Origin of the sequence: Thermus tengchongensis (assembly GCF_021462405.1) — a bacterium.
Classification (GTDB): Bacteria; Deinococcota; Deinococci; order Deinococcales; family Thermaceae; genus Thermus; species Thermus tengchongensis.
Genome location: NZ_JAKEDU010000003.1, coordinates 176,329 through 197,349, shown reverse-complemented (window position 1 = coordinate 197,349; position 21,021 = coordinate 176,329). Strand labels below are relative to the sequence as shown.

Below are 21,021 nucleotides of genomic sequence, written 5' to 3'. Positions count from 1 at the left end.
CTACTCCCGCTCCTGCCCCTCCCCCAGGGCCACCCACTTGGTGGTGGTGAGCTCCAGGGGCCCCATGGGGCCGTAGGCGTGGAGCTTGGAGGTGCTGATGCCGATCTCCGCCCCCAGGCCCAGCTGGAAGCCGTCGTTGAAGCGGGTGGAGGCGTTCCAGAGGACGAGGCTCGCGTCCACCTCTTCCAAAAAGCGCCAGGCGGCCCTGGGGTCTTCCGTGCAGATGGCCTCCGTGTGGCGGGAGCCGAAGCGGGCGATGTGGGCCAGGGCCTCCTCCAGCCCCGAGACCACCTTCACCCGGAGAATCAAGTCCAGGTACTCCCGGTCCCACTCCTCCTCGGAGGCGGGGACGGCCTCCTTTAGGAGGGGAAGGGCCTTGGGGCAGGCCCTGAGCTCCACCCCCCGCTCCCGCATGGCCTTCTCCAGCAGGGGAAGGAAGGCTTCGGCCACCCCCTCGTGGACCAGGACGGCCTCGAGGGCGTTGCACACCGCAGGCCGCTGGGTCTTGCCGTTCAGGGCCAGGCGGAGGGCCATGGAAAGATCCGCCCGCTCGTCCACGTAGAGGTGGTTCACCCCCTTGGCGTGGGCCAAAACCGGCACCCGGGCCTCCCGTTGCACCAGGCGGATGAGCTCCTCGCCCCCCCGGGGGATGAGGAGGTCCAGAAGCTCTAAGCGGCACAGGGCCAGGATGGCCTCCCGGTCCGTGGTGGGCACCAGGCTGACCGCCTCCTTGGGCAGGCCCGCCGCCTCCAGGGCCTCGTGCCAGAGGGCCACCAGGGCCCGGTTGGAGCGGAAGGCTTCCTTGCCCCCCCTGAGGAGCATGGCGTTCCCCGCCTTCAGGGCCACGGAGACCGCCTCCACCGTGGCCCCGGGGCGGGCCTCGTAGACGAAGCCGATGAGGCCCAAGGGCACCCGCATCCGGCCCACCCGGAGGCCGTTGGGCCTCTTGCTAAGCCCTTCGATCCGCCCCAAGGGGTCCGGCAAGGCGGCGATCTGGCGGAGGCCCTCGGTGAGGGCCATTAGGTCCTTTTCCCGCAGGGCGAGCCGGTCCAGCTTGGCCTTGGGAAGCCCAGCGGCCTCCGCCTCCTTTAGGTCTTCCCTGTTTGCCTCCAGCACCTCCTGCCAGCGCGCCTGCAAAAGCTGGGCCATGGCCAGGAGGGCCGCATCCCGGTTCCCCTTGGCGAGGGCGGGAAGCTTGGCCCGGGCCGCCTCCGCCATGCCCCTCAGGGTAGCCTCAAGATCCTCAACCCTCATGCTTCCTCCTTCAGGACCAGGTGGTCCCGGTGGACCACCTCCTCGGTGTAGCGGTAGCCCAAAAGGGCCTCGATCTCGGCGCTTTTGTGCCCCCGGATGCGCTCGATCTCCTCGGCGGCGTAGTTGGCGAGGCCCACCCCCACCTCCTCCCCCGCCTCCGAAAGGAGGCGCACCGCCTCTCCCCGGCCGAACCGCCCCCGCACCGCCTTCACCCCCGCGGGCAGGAGGCTTGCCCCCCGCTCCTTCAGGGCCCGCACCGCCCCGGCGTCCAGAACGAGCTCCCCCTTGGGCTTAAGAAGACCATAGAGCCAAGCCCTCTGCCCCCGGTACCGCCTACGGGCATGGAAGTACGTACCCAAGGGAGCTCCCGCCAGCGCCTCGAGGATCACCCCGGGCCTTCTTCCCGGGAGAAGGAGGGTAGGTATCCCCACCCTTCCGGCAATGCGGGCGGCAAGGAGCTTGGAGCGCATACCCCCGCTTCCCAGGGGATTCCCCTCCCCGGCATGGGCCAGCACAGCCTCCACCCGCTCCACCTCCGGGATGGGGCGGGCGCTGGGGTTTTTCTTCGGGTCATCCTCATAGAGGGCGTCCACGTCGGAAAGGAGCACCAAGAGCCCTGCCTCCACCAAGGCCGCCACCCGGGCGGAGAGCTGGTCGTTGTCCCCAAAGCGGATCTCCTGGAAGGCCACGGTGTCGTTCTCGTTGATGATGGGGAGGGCCTCGAGGCGCAAAAGGGCCTGCAGGGTGGCCTTGGCGTTCAGGTAGCGCTCCCGGGAGGCCAGGTCCTCGGCGGTGAGGAGGACCTGGGCCACGGGGATGGGGGCAAAGGCCTCCCGCCAAGCGGCCATGAGGAGGGGCTGGCCGACCGCCGCCAAGGCTTGCTTCAGGGGCATGTCCTGGGGCCGGGGAAGGCCGGTGGCCGCCATTCCCGCCGCCACCGCCCCCGAGGACACCAGCACCACCTCCCGCCCCTCCTCCCGCAGGACCAGCACCTGGCGGGCGATCTCCCGCATGGCGGGAAAGTCCAGGCCGGAAGGCCCAGCCAAGACCGCGCTCCCCACCTTCAGGACCAGCCTCCTCGCCGCAAGCCCAGGCCGCATTAAGGCCCAGGATAGCACCTCTCATCCGCACCCCCGAGGGAGCGGGCTGGGGTGGGAGGGATAGCCCGAACAGCCAGCCTTTTCGCATTAACCCTGGTCTTGCCGGCTTCCTGTCAACCAATCTCCCCCAACCGGCCACTCTATAAGTGAGGCTCTACCTAGGCACCACCTTGCTCTAAGAAGCCACCGCCCCCTGCTCCCCCAAGCCGCGTCCCAAGTGAACCTGCGGGAGGATGAGGGCTGGCTCCGCGTGCGCGTCCAGGGCTACCCCTTCTTCTCCCTCTTCCACGTGGCCGAAGACGGCTCCCGCACCACCCTGGGCCTCTGGCACCGGGCGGGGGAGGTGGCCTTTGCCCTCGAGGGCCTGCCCCCGGGCGGCCAGTGGGAAGTCCAGGTGTCCGACGGGCTAGAGGTCCGCATCCTGCGGTTTGCCCGCTAGGAAGCGCCCTTCCCGGAAGGCCACCTTCCCCTCCCGCCTGAGCCGCACCAGAAGGGCGAAGAGGGTGGCCTTTTTGAGGCCCGGGTAAAGGGGTTGCAGGCGGGCGTGGAGCTCCTCCAGGGAAAGCGCCTCCTGAAGCAGGCTAAGGATGTGGCCTTCCAGACGCCGCTCCCGCACCTTGCCCATTATTGACAAGGGGGGCTTTCCCGTGCTACCTTGAGGGTCGGCTTGGGCCCGTAGCTCAGTTGGATAGAGCGGCTGACTACGGATCAGCAGGTCAGGGGTTCGAATCCTCTCGGGCCCGCCAAGTCCAGAAGGCAAAGCTTCCGGGGTTGGTGGCAACCCCGGAAGTGGCTTTTTACTGCCTTTGGGTCCCCAGAGTCTCCTTTCCCCGGCAAACTCCCTACAATGGGGCCATGAAGATCTACACCAAGACGGGGGACGCAGGGGAAACCGGCCTCTACGGAGCCGAGCGGGTGGTGAAGGCCCACCCCCGGGTGGAAGCCTACGGCACCGTGGACGAGGCCAACTCCGCCATCGGCCTGGCCCGAAGCCTCCTGCCCAAGGAGCACCTGGACCTCCATGACCTCTTGGAGCGCATCCAAAACGCCCTCTTTGACCTGGGGGCCGACCTGGCCACCCGTATGGGAAGCCCCTACGAGCGGAACATCGCCCGCATGGACGCTGAGGACGTGGAGGGCTTGGAGCGGGCCATTGACCGCTACATGGAGGAAAGCCCCCCTTTTAGGGGCTTCGTCCTGCCCGGGGGGCACCCGGCGGCGGCGGCCTTGCACCTGGCCCGCACCGTGGTGCGCCGGGCGGAGCGCAAGGTGGTGGCCTTAAGCCGGGAAGAGCCCGTGAACCCCGAGGCCATCCGCTACCTAAACCGCCTTTCCGATCTCCTCTTCGTCCTGGCCCGGGTGGTGAACGCCCGCCAAGGGGTGCGGGAAGAGGAATGGTTGGTGAAGAAACGCCGCTAGGGCCAGGGCTTGCCGTAGACCCGCACCTCCGCCCCAGGGAAGGCGGTTTCCAAGAGGTCCTTTAGAAAGAGCGCCGCCGAGGGCAGAAGCCCGCCACAAGGGCCTTCCATGTAGAGGAAGAGGTAGCGCGGCCTTCTGGGGGACTGGGAGAAGCCCAGGCACCCCTCGTACTCGGGGAAATACTCGTAGAAAAGCTCCAGGAGGTCCTGGACCAGGTCCCTGGCCTCAGGCAGGGCCTCGAGGGAGCTCTGCGGCTTGACCCAGAAGGTCATGGCCTTCATCAGGACCATTATGGGCCCTAACCGGGTCCGGGACTAAGTACCCCGTCGTGGCTTGGGCCACGACGGGGCCCCAAAGGGGGCTTGAGCACGCCGCTTTGGCTTTGGTCGGTGGGGCGGCCTTTGCGTGCGGGTACTTATGATGAGGTGGGGGTGCGGGCCAAGGCGGCGGGAATGGCCCCGGACGGGAGACGATGAGCGCCCTTTACTGGACCTTCGGCCTTTCGTGGGGGGTTTACCTGCTCTTTTACCTCCTGGGCGGGCGCTGGAACCCTGCCCCGGAAGAGGCGAACCCCGAAACCGCCCTCCTCCTCACGGCCTTCGGCTTCCTCTACATGTGGATCCCCGGCCTGGTGGCCCTCTACTTCGCCCGTAAGGAAGGGGTGCGCCTTCCCCTCGCTTTACGACCCAACCGCTACTGGCTCTTTGCCTGGCTCTTCCCCGTGGCCCTCAGCCTTCTCTCCCTCCCCTTGAGCCTGCCCTTCGCCCCCTGGCGGGGCTTCGCCGCCCTTTACGGAGGGATTCCCCCGGAGGACCTCGCCCTGCTCCCGCAGGGCTTTTTCCGCCTCATACCCCTCATCCTCCTCCTCACGGGCCTCCTGGCGGGGGCCACGGTGAACCTGGTGGCCGCCTTAGGGGAAGAGCTCATGTGGCGGGGGTACCTATGGGAAAGGCTTCGGGACCGGGGCTTCTGGCCCGCCAGCCTGGAGATCGGCTTTTACTGGGGGCTTTGGCACGCTCCTTTGGTCCTCTCCGGCCACAACTACCCCCATGAGCCCCTCTTGGGGGTGCCCATGATGGTCCTCTTCGCCCTCCTCCTCACCCCCGCCCTCCTCTACGTGCGGGAGAAGGGGGGCTCGCTGCTGGCCGCAGCCCTCCTCCACGGCACCCTGAACGCGGTGGCGGGCCTCTCCCTCCTTTTGGTGGAGCGCACCCACGACCTCCTCATCGGGGTGGTGGGGCTTCCTGGGCTCTTCCTCCTGGCCCTTTTCAACCTCTGGCTCCGGAGGCGGGTATAGTCAAGGGGATGCGCTTTTTGGTGCTTTCCGGGCTTTCCGGGGCGGGCAAGACCACGGCCAAGGGCTTCCTGGAGGACCTGGGCTACTTCATGGTGGACAACCTTCCCCCAAGCCTCTGGAAGCCCCTCTTGCAGGAGCTGGAAGGCCGGGGCGTGAAGCGGGCGGGGGTGGTGCTGGACGCCCGGGCCCTGGCCTTCTTCGGGGATTTGGAAAGGGCTCTGGACGAACTGAGGCCCACGGTGGTCTACCTCGAGGCCCGCCCCGAGGTCCTCCTCCGCCGCTACAACCTGACCCGCAGGGTCCACCCCCTGGGGGCAGGAAACCTCATGCGGGAAATCGGGGAGGAGCGCCGCATCCTGGGGCCCTTGCGGGCCAGGGCCCACCTCATCCTGGACACCTCGGAGCTCTCCCCGAGGGCGCTAAAGGAGGCTTTGGCGCGCTTTCTGGGAGAGGAAACGGGCTTCCTCTTGCGCCTCCTCTCCTTCGGCTTCAAGTGGGGCCCGCCCCAGGAAGCCGATCTGGTCCTGGACGTGCGCCCCTTGCCCAACCCCCACTACGACCCCGCCCTCAAGCCCAGGACCGGGCTGGACCCAGAGGTGAAGGCCTACGTCTTCCGGGAGGAGGGGGAGCCCTACTACCGGGCCCTGTTGAGCGTGGTGGGGCTGGCGGCAGAAGGGGCGCAAAGGGAGGGAAGGGCTTTCTACACCGCCGCCATCGGGTGCACCGGGGGAAGACACCGGAGCGTGGCCGTGGCGGAAAGGCTCGCCGAGGAACTCGCGGGCCGCTTCCGGGTGGAGGTGAGCCACCGGGATGTGGACAAGGAGGAGTAAGCCCCTGGGGTTTTACCTGGCAGCCAAAGGCCTTGCCCGGCGCTTTCCCCCGCTCCGCTGGCTTTACCCGGGGATGCGGGTCAAGCGCTACGCCGCCTTGGCGGGCCTTGGGGTTCTTCTTATGGCTTACGGCCTCGCCCGCTTCCTCCCTCCCCCACCCCCGGAACCCTGGGCCTTGGGCTTCGTCCTCTTGGGCCTCGCCCTCCTGGTGGGAGGGATAAGGAGCATGAACCGGAGCATGCTCTCCGCCTTCACCGAGCCCGAGGCGGTGCCGGAAAGGGTCTACGTGCGCAGGCGGCTGGAGCAGGGGCCCAAGGTGGTGGCCTTTGGCGGCGGGACCGGGCTTTCCCGGGTGCTTCGGGGCCTCAAGGAGCACACCGCCAACTCCACCGCCATCGTGGCCGTAACCGATGACGGGGGCTCCACGGGCCGGCTTAGGGCTGCCTTTGGCCTGCCGGCGGTGGGGGATCTAGTGGACTGCCTGGCGGCGCTTTCCGACCACCCTGCCCTTCCCAAGCTCCTGCACCACCGCTTCCAGGAGGGGGAGTTTAAGGGCCACACCTTCGGCAACCTCTTCCTCTTGACCCTGAACCAGGAGGCCAAGGACTTCGCCCAGGCCATCCTCGAGGCCAACGCCATTCTGCAGCTTAGGGGCCAGGTCTTTCCCGCCACCCCCGAGGCCGTGCGGCTTAAGGCCCGCTTGCGCGATGGCTCAGAGGTGGTGGGCGAGGTGGCCATCCGGGAAAAAAGGGGGCGGATCCAGGAGGTCTTCCTGGAACCCGAACCCGAGCGGGTCATGGAGGAAGCCCTTAAGGCCATCCGCCGGGCAGACCTCCTGGTTTTGGGCCCGGGAAGCCTCTACACCAGCGTCATCCCCAGCTTCCTCCCCAAGCCCCTCCTGGAGGCCCTGGCCAAGGCCAAGGCACCCCTGGTCTACGTGGTCAACCTCATGACCGAGCCGGGGGAAACCGACGGCTACACCGCTTACGACCACTACAAGGCCGTGGCCTACCACCTGGGCCGGAGGCCCGAGGTGGTCCTGGTGCACACCGCCCCCATCCCGGAGGAGGTCCAAAGGCGGTATGCGGCCGAAGGGCGTTTCCCCGTCCCTTTTGACCCCAGGCCCTTCGCCGTGGACGGGGTGCGGGTGATGGCCGGGGACTTCCGGGAGGAGGGCCCTTTGGCCCAGCACGACCCCGCCAAGGTGGTGCGGGCCCTCCTCAGCCTGGTATAAAGGTGGGCGTGCTCTTCCTCTTCCAAGACCCCCTGGGCGACGATAAGGGCCTAGCCTACCTCTACCCCCAGGCGGCCCTTTACCGGGAGGCGGGGGAAGGCTACGCCGACCTCCTGGCCCTGGCGGGGGAGGAACGGGAAGGCCGCCTGGTCCTGAAGGTGCGGCTGGCCCGCTACCCCAACCCCCTGGGGGGGCCCCTGGGCTTCAGCCTGGCCACGGTGGTCCTCTGGGTGGATACTGAAGAGGAAGGCGAGGAAGAGCTCCTTCCTGGCCTCCACACCCCGAAGGGCCAGAGCTGGGAGGTGGCCTACGTCCTCACGGGCTTCGGGGCGGAGAAGAGAACCCCGGAAGGGGCGCGGGAGCCCGTGCGGGCCTGGCGGGAGGGGGAGTGGGTGCTCCTGGACACCGGCCTGCCCCCAGGGCCCTACGGCTACTACGCTGGGGTGGGGCTCTTCGACCCCTTCGCCCCCTGGTACCTGCGGCCTACAAGCGTGGAAGGGGGCCCCTGGACCCTAGGAGCCCCTCCGGGAAGCCCTCCCTTGGTGGACCTGCTGGCGGCAGACCCCCTGGACCAGGTTCGGGCCTACCAGGAAGGGGTTTTGCGGCCCCTGAGGAAACCCGGCCTCACCCTGCGGCGGGAAAGCCTCTTGGCCTTTGGCCTGGGTGGGGTTTCCCTGCTGCTTGCTTTCCTCCTGCGCAAGCGCTGAAGGCCCGCGCTTCTTCCCGAAGCCCCCATCCTAGTTTGGGCCGCGACGGGGTGCCGAGGCCCCTAAAGGGGGCGGAGGTCCTCCAGGAGGAGCCAGCCCACCCCGGGGGGAAGGGCCTGGAGGAGGGGCTCCACGCCTTTCGCTACCCGCTCCGCCAACGGCTCCAGGGCCTCCGGGGGCTTTTCCGTGAGCACCAGGAGGGTGAGCTGGTAGAAGCGCTGGGTGTGGGTGGGGGTGCCGTCCTGGAAGAAGGGGGTGGGGGGAGGAACCTCGTCCAGGAGGAGCCTCGCCCCCTCCACCTCCCCGGGCAGGAGGGCCTTGGGGTCTAGGGGAAGCTCCTTGGGGTGCCAGAGGTAGCCCTGGAAGAGGCGCACCGCCTGCATGGGGCTAGTCTAGAACCTCCCGCACCTCCTCGCCGTGGCGGTAGACCCGGGGGAGCCTCCTGGAGAGGTGCACCGCCACCTCGTAGGGGATGGTGCCCCGGGCCTCGGCCCAGGCCAGGAGGCCCGTGGGGCCAAAGTCGGGGGAGAGAACTTCGAAGACCGCTTCCAAGGGAAGCGGTTCCGGAAGGAGGACCGTGGTTTGGTCCATGGAGATACGGCCCGCCACGGGAAGAAGCTCCCCCCCTGGCCCCCGCACGAAGCGCACCGCCCCCCTTGGAAGCCCATCGGCGTAGCCCACGGGCAGGGTGGCCAGCCACTCCCCGCCTTGGGCCAGGTATTCCCCACCGTAGCCCACCCGGTCCCCCGCCCTAAGGCGCTTCACCAGGGTGGGTCTGGCCAGGAGGCGCAGGATGGGCTTGAGGCCAAAGCCGGGGACGAGGCCATAGAGGGCCAGGCCCACCCGCACGTTCTCCCCCCCGTGGAGGAGGAGGCCGTAGGAGTTCTCCAGGTGGTAGAAGTACCCCTCCCCCAGGGCCTCGCGAACCTTCTGGAAGCGCGCCCTCTGCACCTCCACAAAGGCCGCGTCCTCCCCGGCGGTGGCCAGGTGGCTGTAGACCCCCTCCACCCTTACCCCCAAGGCCTCCACCGCCTGAAGGGCCTCCCTCGCCTCCTCCCAGGGAAAGCCCACCCGGCGCATCCCCGTGTCCACCTTGAGGTGGGCCCTGGGGGTGAGGCCCAGGGCCCGGGCCCTTTCCGCCAGGGCCCTGGCCGCCTCGAGGGTGGAGAGGCTGGGCACCAGGTTCCAGCGCAAGGCCTCCTCCGCTTCCAGGGGGTGGAGGCTTCCCAAAAGGAGCACCTCCCCTTCCACCCCGCCTTGCCTCAGGGCCCGCCCCTCCCCCACCGTGGCCACCGCCACCCGCTTCGCCCCCAGGGACCCTAGGAAGCGGGCCAGGGGCAGGGCCCCGTGCCCGTAGGCGTCCGCCTTCAGCACGGGGATCACCTCCCCCCTGGCCCGGGCCCGGAGCAGGTTCCAGTTGGCCCTAAGGGCCAGGAGGTCCACCTCCAGCCAGGCGCGGGCTTCCACGAGGGGTATGGTACCCCAGGCCAAGGCGGGGCGGCCTCAGTCCTCCAAAAGCCCCACGAAGCGGTGGGGGTCGGGGTCCAGCTTAAAGCGACGGCGGTCCAGGCGGGAAAGAAGCTCCCCAAGCCGCTCCGTGGTCCCCTTCAGCAGGAGGTGGAAGACGTACTGCCCCTTCACCCGGGGGAGAGGGGCGGGGGCCGGCCCCAGCACCTCCCCCTCCTTCGCCACCCCCTTGAGGGCCTCCACCAGGGCGAAGGCGGCCTCGAGGGCCCGCGCCTCCAGGCGGTGGGCCACCTCCAGCTTCACCATGCGCACCTTAGGGGGGTAGTCCAAAAGCTCCCGCAACGCCTTCTCCGCCCAGGGGAAGGCCTCCACGCTCCCCTCCAACAGGGCCAGGTGGGCGGGGTGGTCCGGGGTGTAGGTCTGGAGGGCCAGAAGGGGCCTCCGGCCGGGCCGCAGCTCCGTGAGGGCCCAAAGCAGGCGGTGGTAGCGCTCCGCGGCCCGGAAGTCCGCGTCGTAGAGGAAGCCGTCGGCATAGGGCAGGAGGACCAAGGCCAGCTCGGGCAGGACCGGGGCCCGCAGAAGGGCGGTGGTCCCCACCACCACCCCCGGCTCCCCGGCCAGCAGGGGGCTGAGGTCGTCCTTGGCCTCCTTGGTGTAGCGGTAGAGGGGCAAGGCCGTGGCCTTCCGGAGCTCCTCCCAAAGCCACTCCAGCCCCGGCCCCCGGGGCTCCAGGAGGGGGGAGCCGCAAACCGGGCAGAGGGCGGGAGGGGCCTCCCGGTGGCCGCACTGGTGGCAGAGGAGGGCCTTGGCCTCCTTGTGGTAGCGCAAGGGAAGGGCGCAGTCCGGGCAGGTGGGCTTATAGCCGCAGTCAGCGCAGAGGAGGAGGGCGCTGTAGCCCAGGCGGGGGGAGAGGACCACCGCCTGGCGGCCCTTTTCCTCCACCTGGCGGAGGAGGGCTAGGGCGCGCCCGGTGAGGGGGTGGCCCCGCTCCCGCTTCAGGTCGATGAGGAAAAGCCTCGGTTTGGGCACGGGAAAGGTGAGGCCCGGCCGCTCTAGGACCTCCACCGCGGGCACCAGGGAGAGGAAGGTGAGGGGGATGCCGAGAAGCCTGGCCCGCATCTCCGCCAAGGGGGGCACGAAGGCCCGGCTTCCCGAGGAGAGCTTGTAGCTCTCGCTTCCCTCTTCCACCACCACCAAGGACCTGGGGGTGAAGGGAAGGAGCAGCCCCCCGTAGGTGGCGAAGACCAGGCCCTTGGGGTTGCGGAAAAGGGCCTCCCGCTCCTTAGGGGAAAGCCCCCCGTGGTAGGGCCTGGCCTGGGGAAAGTGCTGGAGGAAGCGCTCCAAGAGGCTCACCTCGGGGAAGAGGACCAGGTGGTCCCCTTCCGCCACCAGCCCCGCCAGGAGGCGCATCCTTTCCAGGAACCTGCCCCCGTTCAGCCGCTCGGGACGCTCGGGGAGAAGGAGAGGCTCCAGGGGCTCCCCCGAAGGCGAAGGAGGGAGGGGCTCCCCGTAGCCGATGTAGCCCTCTTGCAAAAGCCGCTTCACCCGGGCGACTCCTACCCCCGCGGCCCGGGCCAGGGCGGCGAGGCTTTCCGCCTGGCCCATGGCCTTAAGGGTTTGCAGGATGCTGTCCAAAGCGGGGTCGGGATGGGCCTCCTTCAAGGGGAGGAGGACCCGCTTGCCCTCCTTGAAGGCCACCTCCTCCTCCAAGACCCCCGCCTCCCGCAAGAAGTCCAGCAGCTTGGGGTCAAACCCCTTGGCCTCCTGCCAGGCGGTCAGGCCCTCGAGGCCCTTGGGCAGCACCTTGGGATCGGCCCCTGGGTAGAGGCGCACCCGGTGGCGGAGCTCGGGAAAAGGGGGCAGGAAGTCCGCCAGCACCTGGCCCAGGGGAGCGAACAGGTAACGGGCAGCCTCCTCCAAGAAGAGGACCTCCTCCGCCCGCAGGTAGGGCGCCCCGTCCAGGTAGGCGATGGCGTGGCGCAGGGCATGGGAGGGCCTTCCCCCTTCCCCCACCACCACCCCTACCCGCACCTCCCCCCGCCAGGGGACGGCCACCCTCCGGCCCAAGGCCTCCTCCCCTTCCTGGCCCAAGGGGGGCAGGTAGCTCATGGGGGGAAGGGGCAGGGGCAGGGCCACCTGGAGCACCCGCATGGTAGCCCTAGGATAAGGGGGATGCGCCTGGCGGTGGTCCTCTCCGGGGTGGCCCTCTACAGCGCCCTTTACGCGGTGGTGCCCCTGCTTCCCCTCCTGGAAGCCCTCTTCCGGGCCCCCCCAGGGGCGGCGGGGCCGGGAATGGGGCTACCCCTTTTGCTCCTCGTCCTCCTCTCCCCCCTGGTGCCCCGGCTTTCCCTTCCCGCCGGGAGGATCTTGGGGGCGGGCCTCCTCCTGGTGGGCCTGGGGGGCATCCTCGGGGCCCTTAGCCCCAGCCTGGCCCTTTGGACCCTGGCCCGCTTGCTCCAAGGGGTGGGGGCCGCCCTGGTGCCGGCTTTGGCCATCGCCCTCATCCCTTCCCTCTACCCCCAAAGGGCCCTGGAGATGGCCGGGGTCTACATGGCGGGGAACGTCCTGGGCGGCGGGTTGGGCCGGGTGCTGGCGGGGCTTCTGGCGGAGGGCGTTGGGGTGCGGGGAGCGCTTTTCCTCCTCTCCCTCCCCGCCCTTCTCCTGAGCCTTTTGCTCCTGCGGGCCCCCGGCGGCCTCCCCCCTTTGGGGCGGCCCCGGTACGACTTTAGCGCCCTTCCCCTCTACGGGGTGGGAGCCATCCTCCTCTTCCTGAACCTCTTCCTGGCCAACCTCCTCCCCTACCGCCTCCTGGAGCTGGGCTTCCGCCCGGGGGAGGTGGGCCTGGTCTACCTGGCCTACCTCTTCGGCATCCCGGGAAGCGCCCTCTCCGGGCCCCTGGCCCGGAGCCTGGGGGCGGTGGCCACCTTCCGCCTGGCCTTCGCCCTGGTCCTCCTGGGCCTTGGGCTTCTCCTCCTCCCACCCCCTTACCTGGTCCTGGGCTTCGTCCTGATGATGGCCGCCCTCTTCACCGCCCAAAGCCTGGCCTCGGGGGCGGCGGGCCGGAGGGGAGCGGGGGTGAGCGGGGCCTACGTGGCCAGCTTCTACCTGGGGGGCACCTTGGCGGGCCTCCTCTACCCCCTCTTCCTCCACAGCTTCCCCCTGGCGGTGGCGCTGGGGATGGGCCTGGCCCTTTGGGCCCTCCTCCTGGCCCCCGTGAGGTGATACCACCCCACGGGGACAAAGTCCGCGTGGGGGCCCCGGTGAAAGGGTATCCAAGGCCCCCGCTAGGCGAAGGGAGGGAAGGTTTCAACAGCAAGGGGTATGAGGGGGTTAGGATAACCCCGTGGAGCTTCACGCCGCCGACCAGTACCTGGTGGCCCCCGCGGAGGCTGGCCTTTTGGAGGTTTATGCAAGGCTTTCCGGCACCGGGCTCTTCCCCCCCTTCCCCCCGGTGGAGCTCCCAGGAGGGGTAGGGGGGCTGGTGGCGCGGGGTGGCTTCGCCCAGGCCTTCTTCTTCCCCGCGGAGGTCCTGGGCCTCACCTTCAAGACCCCCAAGGGCCGGGTGGTGCGGGCGGGGGGCGTGGTGGTGAAGAACGTCCAGGGCTACGACCTGGTGCGGCCCTTCGTGGGGAGCTTTGGGCTTTTGGGCGAGGCTTTGGAGGTGGTCTTCCGCTTGCGGCCTGGCCGGGCATCCGCCTTCCTCAGGCGACCTTTTTCCGGCGAGTTCCCCGCCCTCTCCCCTGCCCCCCGCTTCCTCTTCGCCCTGGAGGAAGGGGGAGCGGGGTGGCTTTATGCGTACCACTTCGGCCACGAAAAGGAGGTGGTCCGCTTCCGGGAGGCCTTCGGCGGGGAGGAGGCGGGGCCAATGGACCTGCGCCCCCTCTTCCCCCAGGGGATGGGGGTGGGCGAGGGTCCTCTCAAGGACCTTCGCTTCTCCTGGGCGGATGGGGGCAGGGCCCCAGAGCCTCCAGAGGCCTTTCGAAGGCTCGCCGAGGCGCTTTAGTTAGGGGATTTGGGTCCTCGCTTGGACTAAGCACCCACACGCAAAGGTTGCCCCATTGGCCAAAGCCAAAGGGCCCTGCTCATGGCCTCTTTGGGGCCCCGTCGTGGCGCAAGCCACGACGGGGTACTTAAGCGGGTGGAAACGGGCTCCTCGAGCTGTCCAGGGACGGAACGCAAGGAGGCGCCACCCATCTCCTTGCCCCACCCTCCCCACGCCCGGGACGGGGCAAGGTATTCTCTAAAGGATGCGGGAGCTCGAGCAAGAAGCCCTAGCCGCCATCCGCGAAGCCCAGGACCTCGAGGCCTTAAAAACCCTGAAGGCCCGCTACCTGGGCAAGAAGGGCCTCCTCACCCAGGAGATGAAGGCCCTTGCCAGCCTTCCCCTGGAGGAAAGGAAAGCGAAGGGCCAGGCCCTAAACGCCCTCAAGGAGGCCATCGAACGGGCCTTGGAGGAGCGGGAAAAAGCGCTGGTGGAAGAGGCCCTGCAAAGGGCTTTGGAAAGGGAGCGCCAGGATGTCTCCCTGCCAGGGGTGGAGGTTTTCACCGGGGGACTCCACCCCATCACCCTCATGGAGCGGGAGCTAGTGGAGATCTTTCGCTCCCTGGGCTACCAGGCGGTGGAAGGCCCCGAGGTGGAGAGCGAGTTCTTCAACTTTGACGCCCTGAACATCCCGGAACACCACCCGGCCCGGGACATGTGGGACACCTTCTGGCTGGAAGGGGAGGAGCATAGCCTTCCCGGCCCCTTGGGAGAAGAGGTTAGGGGCAGGCTCCTTCTTCGCACCCACACCTCCCCCATGCAGGTGCGCTACATGGTGGCCCACACCCCTCCCTTCCGCATCGTGGTGCCGGGGCGGGTTTTCCGCTTCGAGCAGACGGACGCCACCCACGAGGCGGTCTTCCACCAGCTGGAAGGCTTGGTGGTGGGGGAGGGGATCACCATGGCCCACCTGAAGGGGGCCATCTACGAGCTGGCCCAGGCCCTTTACGGGCCGGAGTCCCGGGTGCGCTTCCAACCCGTCTACTTCCCCTTCGTGGAGCCGGGAGCCCAGTTCGCCATCTGGTGGCCGGAGGGCGGGAAGTGGCTGGAGCTGGGAGGAGCCGGCATGGTCCATCCCAAGGTCTTCCAGGCGGTGGACGCGTACCGCAAGACCCTAGGCCTCCCCCCGGCCTATGAAGGGGTCACGGGCTTCGCCTTCGGCCTGGGGGTGGAGCGGCTGGCCATGCTCCGCTACGGCATCCCCGACATCCGCTACTTCTTCGGGGGAAGGCTTAAGTTCCTGGAACAGTTCCGGGGGGTTCTATGAGGGTGCCTTTCTCCTGGCTTAAGGAGTACGTGCCCGAGCTGGAAAGCCCCGAGGTGCTGGAGGAGCGCCTGGCGGGGCTGGGGTTTGAGACCGACCGCATGGAAAAGGTCTTCCAGATCCCCGGCGGCGTGGTCTTCGCCCGGGTCCTCGAGGCCCACCCCATCCCCGGCACCGGCCTCAAGCGCCTCCTGTTGGACGCGGGGAAGGTGGTGGAGGTGGTCTCGGGGGCGGGAAACGCTCGGGCAGGCATCGGGGTGGCCCTGGCCCTTCCCGGCACCGAGGTGAATGGGCTCAAAATCGGGGAAAGGACCATCCAGGGGGTGGTCTCCCACGGGATGGCCCTCTCCCCCAAGGAGCTGGGGGTGGGGGAGTACGGCGGCGGGCTTCTGGAGTTCCCCCCGGAGGCCCTCCCCCCCGGCACCCCCCTGGCCGAGGCCTGGCCCGAGGAGGTGGTGCTGGACATCGAGGTCACCCCCAACCGCCCAGATGCCCTGGGGATCCTGGGTTTAGCCCTTGACCTCCACGCCTTGGGCTACAGCCTGGTCCTGCCCGAGGTGCGGCTGGAAACGGAAAACGTACCCATCCCCTTTGGCCTCCGGGTGGAGGACCCCAAGGGGGCGCCCCACTTCACCCTTTCCTACGCCTTTGGCCTCCAGGTGGGGCCAAGCCCCCTATGGCTCCAACGCATCCTTTTCGCCTGCGGGATGAGGCCCATAAGCAACGTGGTGGACATCACCAACTACGTGATGCTGGAACGGGCCCAGCCCATGCACGCCTTCGACCTGCGCTTCATCGGGGAGGGCATCCGGGTGCGCCGGGCACGCCCCGGGGAAAGGCTCCGCACCCTGGACGGGGTGGAGCGGGAGCTTCACCCCGAGGACCTGGTGATCGCCGGTTACCGGGGAGAGGAAAGCTTCCCCATTGGCCTCGCCGGGGTCATGGGGGGCGCGGAAAGCGAGGTGCGGGAAGACACCCGGGCCATCGCCCTGGAGGTGGCCCAGTTTGACCCCGTTTCCATCCGCAAGACCGCCAGGCGGCAGGCCTTGCGCACCGAGGCCAGCTACCGCTTCGAGCGAGGGGTGGACCCCTTGGGTCAGGTACCCGCCGCCCAAAGGGCCCTAAGCCTCCTCCAGACCCTGGCAGGGGCCCGGGTGGCGGAGACCATCCTGGAGGAAGGAACCCCCCAGGCGCCCAAGCCCATTCCCTTCCGCCCCGCGTACGCCAACCAGCTCCTCGGGACCCAGTACCCGGAGGAGGTCCAGCTTGGCATCCTAAGGCGCCTGGGCTGCCGGGTAGAGGGGGAAGGTCCCTACTGGGTCACACCCCCTAGCCGCCGCCTAGACCTCGAGCTGGAAGAGGACCTGGTGGAGGAGATCGCCCGAATCCAGGGTTACGAAAGCATCCCCCTGGACCTTCCCGCCTTCTTCCCCGCCCCCGACAACCGGGGGGTGGAGAGGCCCTACCAAAGGGAACGCCGCCTGCGGGAACTCCTTTCGGGCCTCGGTTTTCAGGAGGTTTACACCTATAGCTTCATGGACCCCGAGGAGGCCGCCCTCTTCCGCCTTCCCTCGCCCCCCTGGCACCTCAAAAATCCCTTGAGTCCGGAAAAGGCCGCCCTGAGGACCCACCTCTTCCCCGGCCTCCTCAGGCTCCTCAAGGAAAACCTGGCCCTGGACCGCCCGGAAAGAGCCCTCCTCTTTGAGGTGGGCAGGGTTTTCGGGAAAGAAGGGGCTTGGGTGAGGGAGGAAACCCATCTGGCAGGCCTCCTCTTTGGGGAAGGCCTGGGGCTTCCCCATGGGGAAAGGCTTTCCGGCTACCCCCTCCTCAAGGGGCTTCTGGAGGCCTTTTTGAACCGGCTGGGCCTGGACCTCAGGGTGGAGGCCCATCCCTACCCCTTCCTCCATCCCGGCGTTTCGGGGAAGGTGCGGGTGGCCGGGGAGGAAAAGGGATTCCTGGGCCAGGTGCACCCGGAGATCCTCAAGGCCCTCGAGCTTCCCCCGGTTTACATCTTTGAGCTCCACCTCCCCCTTCCCGAAAAGCCCTTCCGCCTCCAGGACCCCTCCCGCTATCCCTTGGCCCTCAGGGACCTGGCGGTGGTGGTCCCCGAGGAGGTGCCCTACGGGGAGGTGGAGGCCCTTCTTCGCCAGGCGGCGGGACCCTATCTGGAAAGCCTTCGGCTCTTTGACCTTTACCAGGGCCCACCCCTCAGGGAGGGGGAGAAGAGCCTGGCCTTCCACCTGCGCTTCCGCCACCCCGAGCGCACCCTCAAGGACGAGGAGGTGGAGGAGGCCATGGCCCGCCTCGTGGCGGCCTTAAGAACCCGGGGCTGGAATATACGGGGCTAAGCGGTAAACTGAGACCATGCTCACCTGGGTGGACCTCCTGGCCCTGCTAGGCCTGGCCGTGGCCCTGGCCTGGGGCTACCGGAGCGGCCTCCAAGGGGCCTTCGCCGGGCTTGGGGTGGCGCTCTACCTCCTGCTGGCCCAGGTGGGGCTTGCCGGCCCCTGGTGGGGTCTGGGCCTGGGGCTTCTCCTGGGGCTTCTGGCCAAAAACCTCCCCCTTCCCTCCCTTTCCCAGGGCCTCGAGGTCCTTCTGGGCTCCCTGGGAGGGTTCCTTTTAGGCCTCCTCGTGGCCCTGGCCATCTGGACCGGCTATCCCTGGGAAAAAACCGCCGCCGGGAGCCTACGCTACCCCTCCCTAAACCTTCCCACTCCGGTCTACGACGGGGTGAGCCAAAGCCCCTTCACCCGGGAGGCCTTCCGTCTGGCCTGGTCCTCCCCCTGGCTCAGGCGGGCCCTGGGCCTAGGTCAGCCGTAAGGCTATCTAGGTCAGCCGTAAGGCTATCTAGAGGGCAAGAACCCGCGATAGGGCTAGAAGGGCGCGGTTGATGTCCTTCTTGCGCTCCACCGCCTCCTTGAGAGGGGTGAGCTCCACCTCCCCCTCCACCTCCCCCACCATGACCCCGCTGGTCCCCCCGGCCAGGGCCTGCACCGCCGCTGCCCCCAAGCGGCTTGCCAGGATGCGGTCCTTGGCCGTGGGGCTTCCCCCCCGCTGGATATGGCCCAGGACCGTGACCCGGGCCTCCACCGGCACGTGCTCCCGTATGGCGGCAAGAAGCCCCGCTGCTCCCCCGGGGTAGGCCCCCTCCGCCACCACCACGATGGAGCTGGACTTGCCCCGGCGCAGGGATTCCAAAAGCCCCTCGGCGATGGCCCTGGGGTCCACGGGCTCCTCGGGCACGGCGATCACCTCAGCCCCCCCGGCCAGCCCCACATCCAGGGCGATGAACCCGGAATCCCGCCCCATGACCTCGATGAAGAAGACCCGCTCGTGGCTGGCGGCGGTGTCGCGGATGCGGTCTATGGCCTCGAGGGCCGTGTTCACCGCAGTGTCAAAGCCAATGGTGTAATCGGTGCCGTAAAGGTCGTTGTCGATGGTGCCAGGCACCCCCACCACGGGGACTTTATGCTCCTCCAAAAGGCGCATGGCCCCGCGAAAGGTTCCATCCCCTCCGATGGCCACCAGGCCCTCGATGCCCGCCTCTTTGAGCTTCTCCGCCGCCTTGGCCCGGCCCTCTTCCGTGAGGAACTCCTGGCTTCTTGCGGTGAGGAGGATGGTTCCTCCCCGCTGAAGGATGTTGGCCACATCCCGCACCCCCAAGGGCACCATCTCCCCCAGGATCATGCCCGCATAGCCCCGGCGGATGCCGATCACCTCGAGGCCCAAGGCATAGGCCTGGCGCACCACCGCCCTGATGGCTGCGTTCATCCCAGGAGCATCGCCACCGGAAGTAAAGACCCCTATGCGTTTCATTCCTCCTCCCCTGGTTCCTGCTCCCCTGAAAGGGCCAAGCGGTAAGCCTCGTTCCTGGGAACCCCTCTTTGCAAAAGGGCCCAGAAAAGCGCCTTACCCTTAAGGCCCTGGGCTTTTAGCTCCTCCAAGAGCTGGTTGGCCTCCACAGGCGGCGCCTCTTTGGGTCCCAGCACCAAAACGACCTCGCCCCTGGGGTTTTGAAAGTGCCTCCAGGCCTCCTCCAGGGTTCCCCGGAAAATCTCCTCGTGCACCTTGCTGATCTCTCGGGCCACGGCCACGGGATGCCCAGGGCCGTAGACCCCCATGAGGTCCTCCAGGGTTTTTTGCAGGCGATGGGGGCTTTCGTACAGCACCGCGGTCCTCCCTTCCCGGGCCAGAGCCCAAAGCCGTTCCTTGCGCTCCTTGCCCCCCTTAGGTAGAAACCCCTCAAAGGTGAAGCGGTGGGTGGGCAGGCCCGAGGCCACCAGGGCAGGGATGAGGGCGGTGGGACCCGGAAGCGCTTCCACCCGCCAGCCCCATTCTAACGCCAGCCGCACCAGCTCCGCCCCGGGATCGGAGATGCCCGGGGTACCGGCGTCCGTGGCGTAGGCCACGTAAGCGTAAGGGGAAAGGAGCTCCCTGGCCTTTCCCATCGTGTGCTGGTCCAGGCGCAGGGTGGGGGTAGGGATGCCGTAGTGGCGGAGGAGAAGCCCGGTACGCCGGGTGTCCTCACAGGCCACCACCTCCACCTCCCTTAGAACTCTTAGGGCCCTTAGGGTGATGTCCTCCAGGTTGCCGATGGGGGTGGGGACCAGGACCAGGCGCACCTTAGAGGAGGATGGGCTTGAGAAGCTCCTGGACCTCGCGGAAGGTGAACTGGTACACCGAGCCCGAGGGCAGGGTGAACTCCAAAAGGTCCGGGCTTCCCGGGAAAAGGATGCGGCGCAGGGCCATGGGGCCCTGGTCGGTTTCCACATGGGCCGTCAGGTAGTCGGGCTCCAGGTTGGGTTCGTCCTCGGCCTCCTTGGGGGGTTCCTCCCCCACCCCCTCCTCCAAGCGGCGAAGGGCTTCCAGGAGGTCGGCCTTGAGGGTCCGCACCTCCTCCTCCAAGGTGCCGTCGGAAAAGACCAGAACCGCCTCCTCCCCTTCCCCATAGGCGGTAAGCCCCCAAAGGGCCTCCCCTTCCTCCTCGGGGGGGGCCTCCACCAGCTCCAGGGTGCCGTCGGAAAGCAGGCGCAGGACCGCCCCACAGGCCTCGCAGTCCACGAGGTCCCCCGCCTTGTACCCCTCCAGCTCCAGGGTTTCCCCGCACGCCGGGCAGACCATAAATCCCCTCCAACCCCATTGTAAGCCGCTTAAAAAGGGCCTGGCCCCTCGGCCAGGCCCCGCCCTTTCCCAGAGAACTGGCCTCAGTGGGCTCCGTAGCGGGCGATGCAGGCCCTCACCTCCTCCAGGGCCGCCTGCCGGTCCCGCCAGCCCGTGACCTTCACCCACTTGCCCTTCTTGGCCTCGAGGGCTTTGTAGGTTTCAAAGAAGTGCTGGATCTCCTGCTTAACCCCCTCGGGCACATCGGTGATATCCCGGATGTGGTCCAGGCGCTGGTCCTCCGCCACCACCCCGATGACCTTGGCGTCCCCGCCCTTCTCGTCCTCCATGAGCAGAAGGCCCACCACCCGCACCTCCACCACCACCCCGGGCAAGAGGGGGTAGGTGGAGAGAACCAGGCCGTCCAGGGGATCCCCATCCTCGGCCAGGGTGGAGGGAATGAACCCGTAGTCCCCGGGATAGAACTGGGCTCCGGGAAGGACCCGGTCCAGCTTGATAACCCCAAGATCCGGATCGTACTCGTACTTGTTTCCGGAACCCTTGGGCACCTCGATGACCATGTTCACCACCTCGGGGGCACCCTTACCCGCGGGAAGGCTCTTCAGGTTCGCCATAGCCCCCCCATTATACGAGGACCCCCGGGAAATCGGTGACCAGGGCATCCACCCCCCAGGCGGCCAGCTCCTGGGCTTGCTGGCGGCGGTTCACCGTCCAGGCCAGTACCCGGTAGCGGGTCCTTAGCTCCCTCACCTTGGCCTCGCTGAGCAAAGAGGCTTCGGGATGCACCCATTCCACCCCCAGGCAGGGGGCCAGGGCCTCCGCCTCCTCGTGTTCATAGAGAAGGCCCAGAGGTCCCACCCCAAGCCGTTTAAGGCGCACCAGGGCCAAGGGATCAAAGGAGCTCACCCAGATCCTGTCCGAGGGGTAACGGTCCAGGAGCCTGGCCAAGGCCTGCTCCCGGCCGTCGGTTTCCGGGGGAAGGCTTTTCAGCTCCACGTTAATCCAGGCTTCGGGAAAGGTTCTCAGCACCTCCTCGAGGGTGGGCACATACGCCGGAAGCTCCCGAGAGCTAAGCCCACTTAAGGGGATTCCTCCCAGGGTGAAGTCGTGGTGCACCACCAAGACCCCGTCCCGGGTTAGGTGCACGTCCAGCTCGAATCCATCCAGCCCAGCCTCCAAGGCTTGGCGGAATGCCTCCAGGGTATTTTCCACATAGGCCTGGGCCTCGCCTTCCGCCAGGCGAGGGGCGCCGCGGTGTCCCAAGCGCAAGGGCACGAGGGGAAGTA

Annotated in this window: 23 protein-coding genes and 1 tRNA gene; 12 read left to right on the top strand and 12 right to left on the bottom strand. The window is 68.1% G+C overall.

Annotation, left to right across the window (positions count from 1 at the left end; genetic code table 11):
* Complete coding sequence (locus tag L1087_RS05595; protein WP_234558001.1) at window positions 1–1,254, bottom strand: glutamate-5-semialdehyde dehydrogenase; 1,254 nt, start codon at window positions 1,252–1,254, stop codon at window positions 1–3.
* Window positions 1,251–2,354, bottom strand: coding sequence for a glutamate 5-kinase (proB, locus tag L1087_RS05590; RefSeq protein WP_234558000.1), 1,104 nt, complete (start codon window positions 2,352–2,354; stop codon window positions 1,251–1,253). The genes L1087_RS05595 and proB overlap by 4 nt, the downstream gene beginning before the upstream one ends.
* A 217-nt stretch (window positions 2,355–2,571) precedes the next feature.
* On the opposite strand from proB, the gene L1087_RS05585 reads away from it, so the two are divergent.
* The gene (locus L1087_RS05585; RefSeq protein ID WP_234557999.1) at window positions 2,572–2,793 is read left to right on the top strand and encodes a hypothetical protein; all 222 of its coding nucleotides are present in this window, start codon (window positions 2,572–2,574) and stop codon (window positions 2,791–2,793) included.
* On the opposite strand, the gene L1087_RS05580 is transcribed toward L1087_RS05585, so the two are convergent.
* Window positions 2,761–2,970 carry a hypothetical protein gene (locus L1087_RS05580; RefSeq protein ID WP_234557998.1) on the bottom strand — a complete coding sequence of 70 codons (210 nt, stop codon included), beginning with the start codon at window positions 2,968–2,970 and terminating at the stop codon, window positions 2,761–2,763. The two genes, L1087_RS05585 and L1087_RS05580, sit on opposite strands and share 33 nt — an antisense overlap.
* Window positions 2,971–3,023: 53 nt before the next feature.
* On the opposite strand from L1087_RS05580, the gene L1087_RS05575 reads away from it, so the two are divergent.
* A tRNA-Arg gene (locus L1087_RS05575) sits at window positions 3,024–3,100 on the top strand.
* A 109-nt stretch (window positions 3,101–3,209) separates the two neighbouring features.
* On the top strand, window positions 3,210–3,773 hold the full coding sequence (locus tag L1087_RS05570; RefSeq protein WP_038048496.1) for a cob(I)yrinic acid a,c-diamide adenosyltransferase: 564 nt from the start codon (window positions 3,210–3,212) through the stop codon (window positions 3,771–3,773).
* Here the strand turns inward: L1087_RS05570 and L1087_RS05565 are convergent.
* Complete coding sequence (locus L1087_RS05565; RefSeq protein WP_130840729.1) at window positions 3,770–4,054, bottom strand: hypothetical protein; 285 nt, start codon at window positions 4,052–4,054, stop codon at window positions 3,770–3,772. The two genes, L1087_RS05570 and L1087_RS05565, sit on opposite strands and share 4 nt — an antisense overlap.
* A 191-nt stretch (window positions 4,055–4,245) precedes the next feature.
* Between L1087_RS05565 and L1087_RS05560 the strand changes: the two genes are divergently transcribed.
* Genes L1087_RS05560 through L1087_RS05545 form a run of 4 tightly spaced genes read left to right on the top strand, consistent with a single transcriptional unit; the run spans window position 4,246 to window position 7,841 of the window.
* Window positions 4,246–5,070, top strand: a complete 825-nt coding sequence (locus tag L1087_RS05560) for a CPBP family intramembrane glutamic endopeptidase (protein WP_234557997.1) — start codon at window positions 4,246–4,248, stop codon at window positions 5,068–5,070.
* An 8-nt stretch (window positions 5,071–5,078) separates the two neighbouring features.
* A complete protein-coding gene (gene rapZ / locus L1087_RS05555) occupies window positions 5,079–5,900 on the top strand; it encodes an RNase adapter RapZ (RefSeq protein ID WP_234557996.1) in 822 nt (273 codons plus the stop codon).
* On the top strand, window positions 5,881–7,134 hold the full coding sequence (locus L1087_RS05550; RefSeq protein ID WP_386083492.1) for a gluconeogenesis factor YvcK family protein: 1,254 nt from the start codon (window positions 5,881–5,883) through the stop codon (window positions 7,132–7,134). The genes rapZ and L1087_RS05550 overlap by 20 nt, the downstream gene beginning before the upstream one ends.
* A gap of 8 nt (window positions 7,135–7,142) precedes the next feature.
* Window positions 7,143–7,841, top strand: coding sequence for a glucodextranase DOMON-like domain-containing protein (locus tag L1087_RS05545; RefSeq protein WP_234557995.1), 699 nt, complete (start codon window positions 7,143–7,145; stop codon window positions 7,839–7,841).
* A 62-nt stretch (window positions 7,842–7,903) separates the two neighbouring features.
* On the opposite strand, the gene L1087_RS05540 is transcribed toward L1087_RS05545, so the two are convergent.
* The 3 genes from L1087_RS05540 to L1087_RS05530 are packed head-to-tail and all read right to left on the bottom strand — an operon-like array spanning window position 7,904 to window position 11,459.
* Complete coding sequence (locus tag L1087_RS05540) at window positions 7,904–8,224, bottom strand: DUF3208 domain-containing protein (RefSeq protein ID WP_234557994.1); 321 nt, start codon at window positions 8,222–8,224, stop codon at window positions 7,904–7,906.
* 4 nt (window positions 8,225–8,228) lie between these two features.
* Window positions 8,229–9,308 (bottom strand): alanine racemase, encoded by a 1,080-nt coding sequence (alr, locus tag L1087_RS05535; RefSeq protein ID WP_234557993.1) that lies wholly within the window; start codon window positions 9,306–9,308, stop codon window positions 8,229–8,231.
* Window positions 9,309–9,344: 36 nt separating this feature from the next.
* Complete coding sequence (locus L1087_RS05530; RefSeq protein WP_234557991.1) at window positions 9,345–11,459, bottom strand: primosomal protein N' family DNA-binding protein; 2,115 nt, start codon at window positions 11,457–11,459, stop codon at window positions 9,345–9,347.
* A gap of 21 nt (window positions 11,460–11,480) precedes the next feature.
* Here L1087_RS05530 and L1087_RS05525 point away from each other — a divergent pair, with 21 nt between their 5' ends.
* The 5 genes from L1087_RS05525 to L1087_RS05505 all read left to right on the top strand — a co-directional run bounded on the left by L1087_RS05525 (window position 11,481) and on the right by L1087_RS05505 (window position 17,434).
* A complete protein-coding gene (locus tag L1087_RS05525) occupies window positions 11,481–12,530 on the top strand; it encodes an MFS transporter (protein WP_234557989.1) in 1,050 nt (349 codons plus the stop codon).
* 121 nt (window positions 12,531–12,651) lie between these two features.
* Window positions 12,652–13,311, top strand: a complete 660-nt coding sequence (locus tag L1087_RS05520) for a DUF5639 domain-containing protein (protein ID WP_234557987.1) — start codon at window positions 12,652–12,654, stop codon at window positions 13,309–13,311.
* A gap of 244 nt (window positions 13,312–13,555) precedes the next feature.
* The gene (pheS, locus tag L1087_RS05515) at window positions 13,556–14,617 is read left to right on the top strand and encodes a phenylalanine--tRNA ligase subunit alpha (protein WP_234557986.1); all 1,062 of its coding nucleotides are present in this window, start codon (window positions 13,556–13,558) and stop codon (window positions 14,615–14,617) included.
* A complete protein-coding gene (gene pheT / locus L1087_RS05510) occupies window positions 14,614–16,962 on the top strand; it encodes a phenylalanine--tRNA ligase subunit beta (protein ID WP_234557985.1) in 2,349 nt (782 codons plus the stop codon). The genes pheS and pheT overlap by 4 nt, the downstream gene beginning before the upstream one ends.
* Window positions 16,963–16,978: 16 nt before the next feature.
* Window positions 16,979–17,434, top strand: a complete 456-nt coding sequence (locus L1087_RS05505; protein ID WP_135259238.1) for a hypothetical protein — start codon at window positions 16,979–16,981, stop codon at window positions 17,432–17,434.
* A 27-nt stretch (window positions 17,435–17,461) separates the two neighbouring features.
* Here the strand turns inward: L1087_RS05505 and pfkA are convergent, their stop codons facing one another.
* The 5 genes from pfkA to L1087_RS05480 form a co-directional block, all read right to left on the bottom strand.
* Window positions 17,462–18,430, bottom strand: a complete 969-nt coding sequence (pfkA, locus tag L1087_RS05500; protein ID WP_038041044.1) for a 6-phosphofructokinase — start codon at window positions 18,428–18,430, stop codon at window positions 17,462–17,464.
* The gene (gene rsmI, locus L1087_RS05495; protein WP_234557984.1) at window positions 18,427–19,236 is read right to left on the bottom strand and encodes a 16S rRNA (cytidine(1402)-2'-O)-methyltransferase; all 810 of its coding nucleotides are present in this window, start codon (window positions 19,234–19,236) and stop codon (window positions 18,427–18,429) included. The genes pfkA and rsmI overlap by 4 nt, the downstream gene beginning before the upstream one ends.
* A 1-nt stretch (window position 19,237) precedes the next feature.
* Window positions 19,238–19,735, bottom strand: coding sequence for a TFIIB-type zinc ribbon-containing protein (locus tag L1087_RS05490; protein WP_015718352.1), 498 nt, complete (start codon window positions 19,733–19,735; stop codon window positions 19,238–19,240).
* A gap of 83 nt (window positions 19,736–19,818) precedes the next feature.
* Window positions 19,819–20,349, bottom strand: coding sequence for an inorganic diphosphatase (locus tag L1087_RS05485; RefSeq protein WP_038041046.1), 531 nt, complete (start codon window positions 20,347–20,349; stop codon window positions 19,819–19,821).
* A 10-nt stretch (window positions 20,350–20,359) separates the two neighbouring features.
* On the bottom strand, window positions 20,360–21,010 hold the full coding sequence (locus L1087_RS05480; RefSeq protein ID WP_234557983.1) for a glycerophosphodiester phosphodiesterase: 651 nt from the start codon (window positions 21,008–21,010) through the stop codon (window positions 20,360–20,362).
* Window positions 21,011–21,021: the final 11 nt, after the last annotated feature.

Excerpts from the sequence above, each read along its gene's own strand:
- L1087_RS05595 (WP_234558001.1), bottom strand. The coding sequence starts at position 1,254 with ATGAGGGTTGAGGATCTTGAGGCTACCCTGAGGGGCATGGCGGAGGCG.
- proB (WP_234558000.1), bottom strand. The coding sequence starts at position 2,354 with ATGCGGCCTGGGCTTGCGGCGAGGAGGCTGGTCCTGAAGGTGGGGAGC.
- L1087_RS05570 (WP_038048496.1), top strand. The coding sequence starts at position 3,210 with ATGAAGATCTACACCAAGACGGGGGACGCAGGGGAAACCGGCCTCTAC.
- L1087_RS05565 (WP_130840729.1), bottom strand. The coding sequence starts at position 4,054 with ATGAAGGCCATGACCTTCTGGGTCAAGCCGCAGAGCTCCCTCGAGGCC.
- L1087_RS05560 (WP_234557997.1), top strand. The coding sequence starts at position 4,246 with ATGAGCGCCCTTTACTGGACCTTCGGCCTTTCGTGGGGGGTTTACCTG.
- rapZ (WP_234557996.1), top strand. The coding sequence starts at position 5,079 with ATGCGCTTTTTGGTGCTTTCCGGGCTTTCCGGGGCGGGCAAGACCACG.
- L1087_RS05550 (WP_386083492.1), top strand. The coding sequence starts at position 5,881 with ATGTGGACAAGGAGGAGTAAGCCCCTGGGGTTTTACCTGGCAGCCAAA.
- L1087_RS05540 (WP_234557994.1), bottom strand. The coding sequence starts at position 8,224 with ATGCAGGCGGTGCGCCTCTTCCAGGGCTACCTCTGGCACCCCAAGGAG.
- L1087_RS05530 (WP_234557991.1), bottom strand. The coding sequence starts at position 11,459 with ATGCGGGTGCTCCAGGTGGCCCTGCCCCTGCCCCTTCCCCCCATGAGC.
- L1087_RS05525 (WP_234557989.1), top strand. The coding sequence starts at position 11,481 with ATGCGCCTGGCGGTGGTCCTCTCCGGGGTGGCCCTCTACAGCGCCCTT.
- pheS (WP_234557986.1), top strand. The coding sequence starts at position 13,556 with ATGCGGGAGCTCGAGCAAGAAGCCCTAGCCGCCATCCGCGAAGCCCAG.
- pheT (WP_234557985.1), top strand. The coding sequence starts at position 14,614 with ATGAGGGTGCCTTTCTCCTGGCTTAAGGAGTACGTGCCCGAGCTGGAA.
- L1087_RS05505 (WP_135259238.1), top strand. The coding sequence starts at position 16,979 with ATGCTCACCTGGGTGGACCTCCTGGCCCTGCTAGGCCTGGCCGTGGCC.
- pfkA (WP_038041044.1), bottom strand. The coding sequence starts at position 18,430 with ATGAAACGCATAGGGGTCTTTACTTCCGGTGGCGATGCTCCTGGGATG.
- L1087_RS05490 (WP_015718352.1), bottom strand. The coding sequence starts at position 19,735 with ATGGTCTGCCCGGCGTGCGGGGAAACCCTGGAGCTGGAGGGGTACAAG.
- L1087_RS05485 (WP_038041046.1), bottom strand. The coding sequence starts at position 20,349 with ATGGCGAACCTGAAGAGCCTTCCCGCGGGTAAGGGTGCCCCCGAGGTG.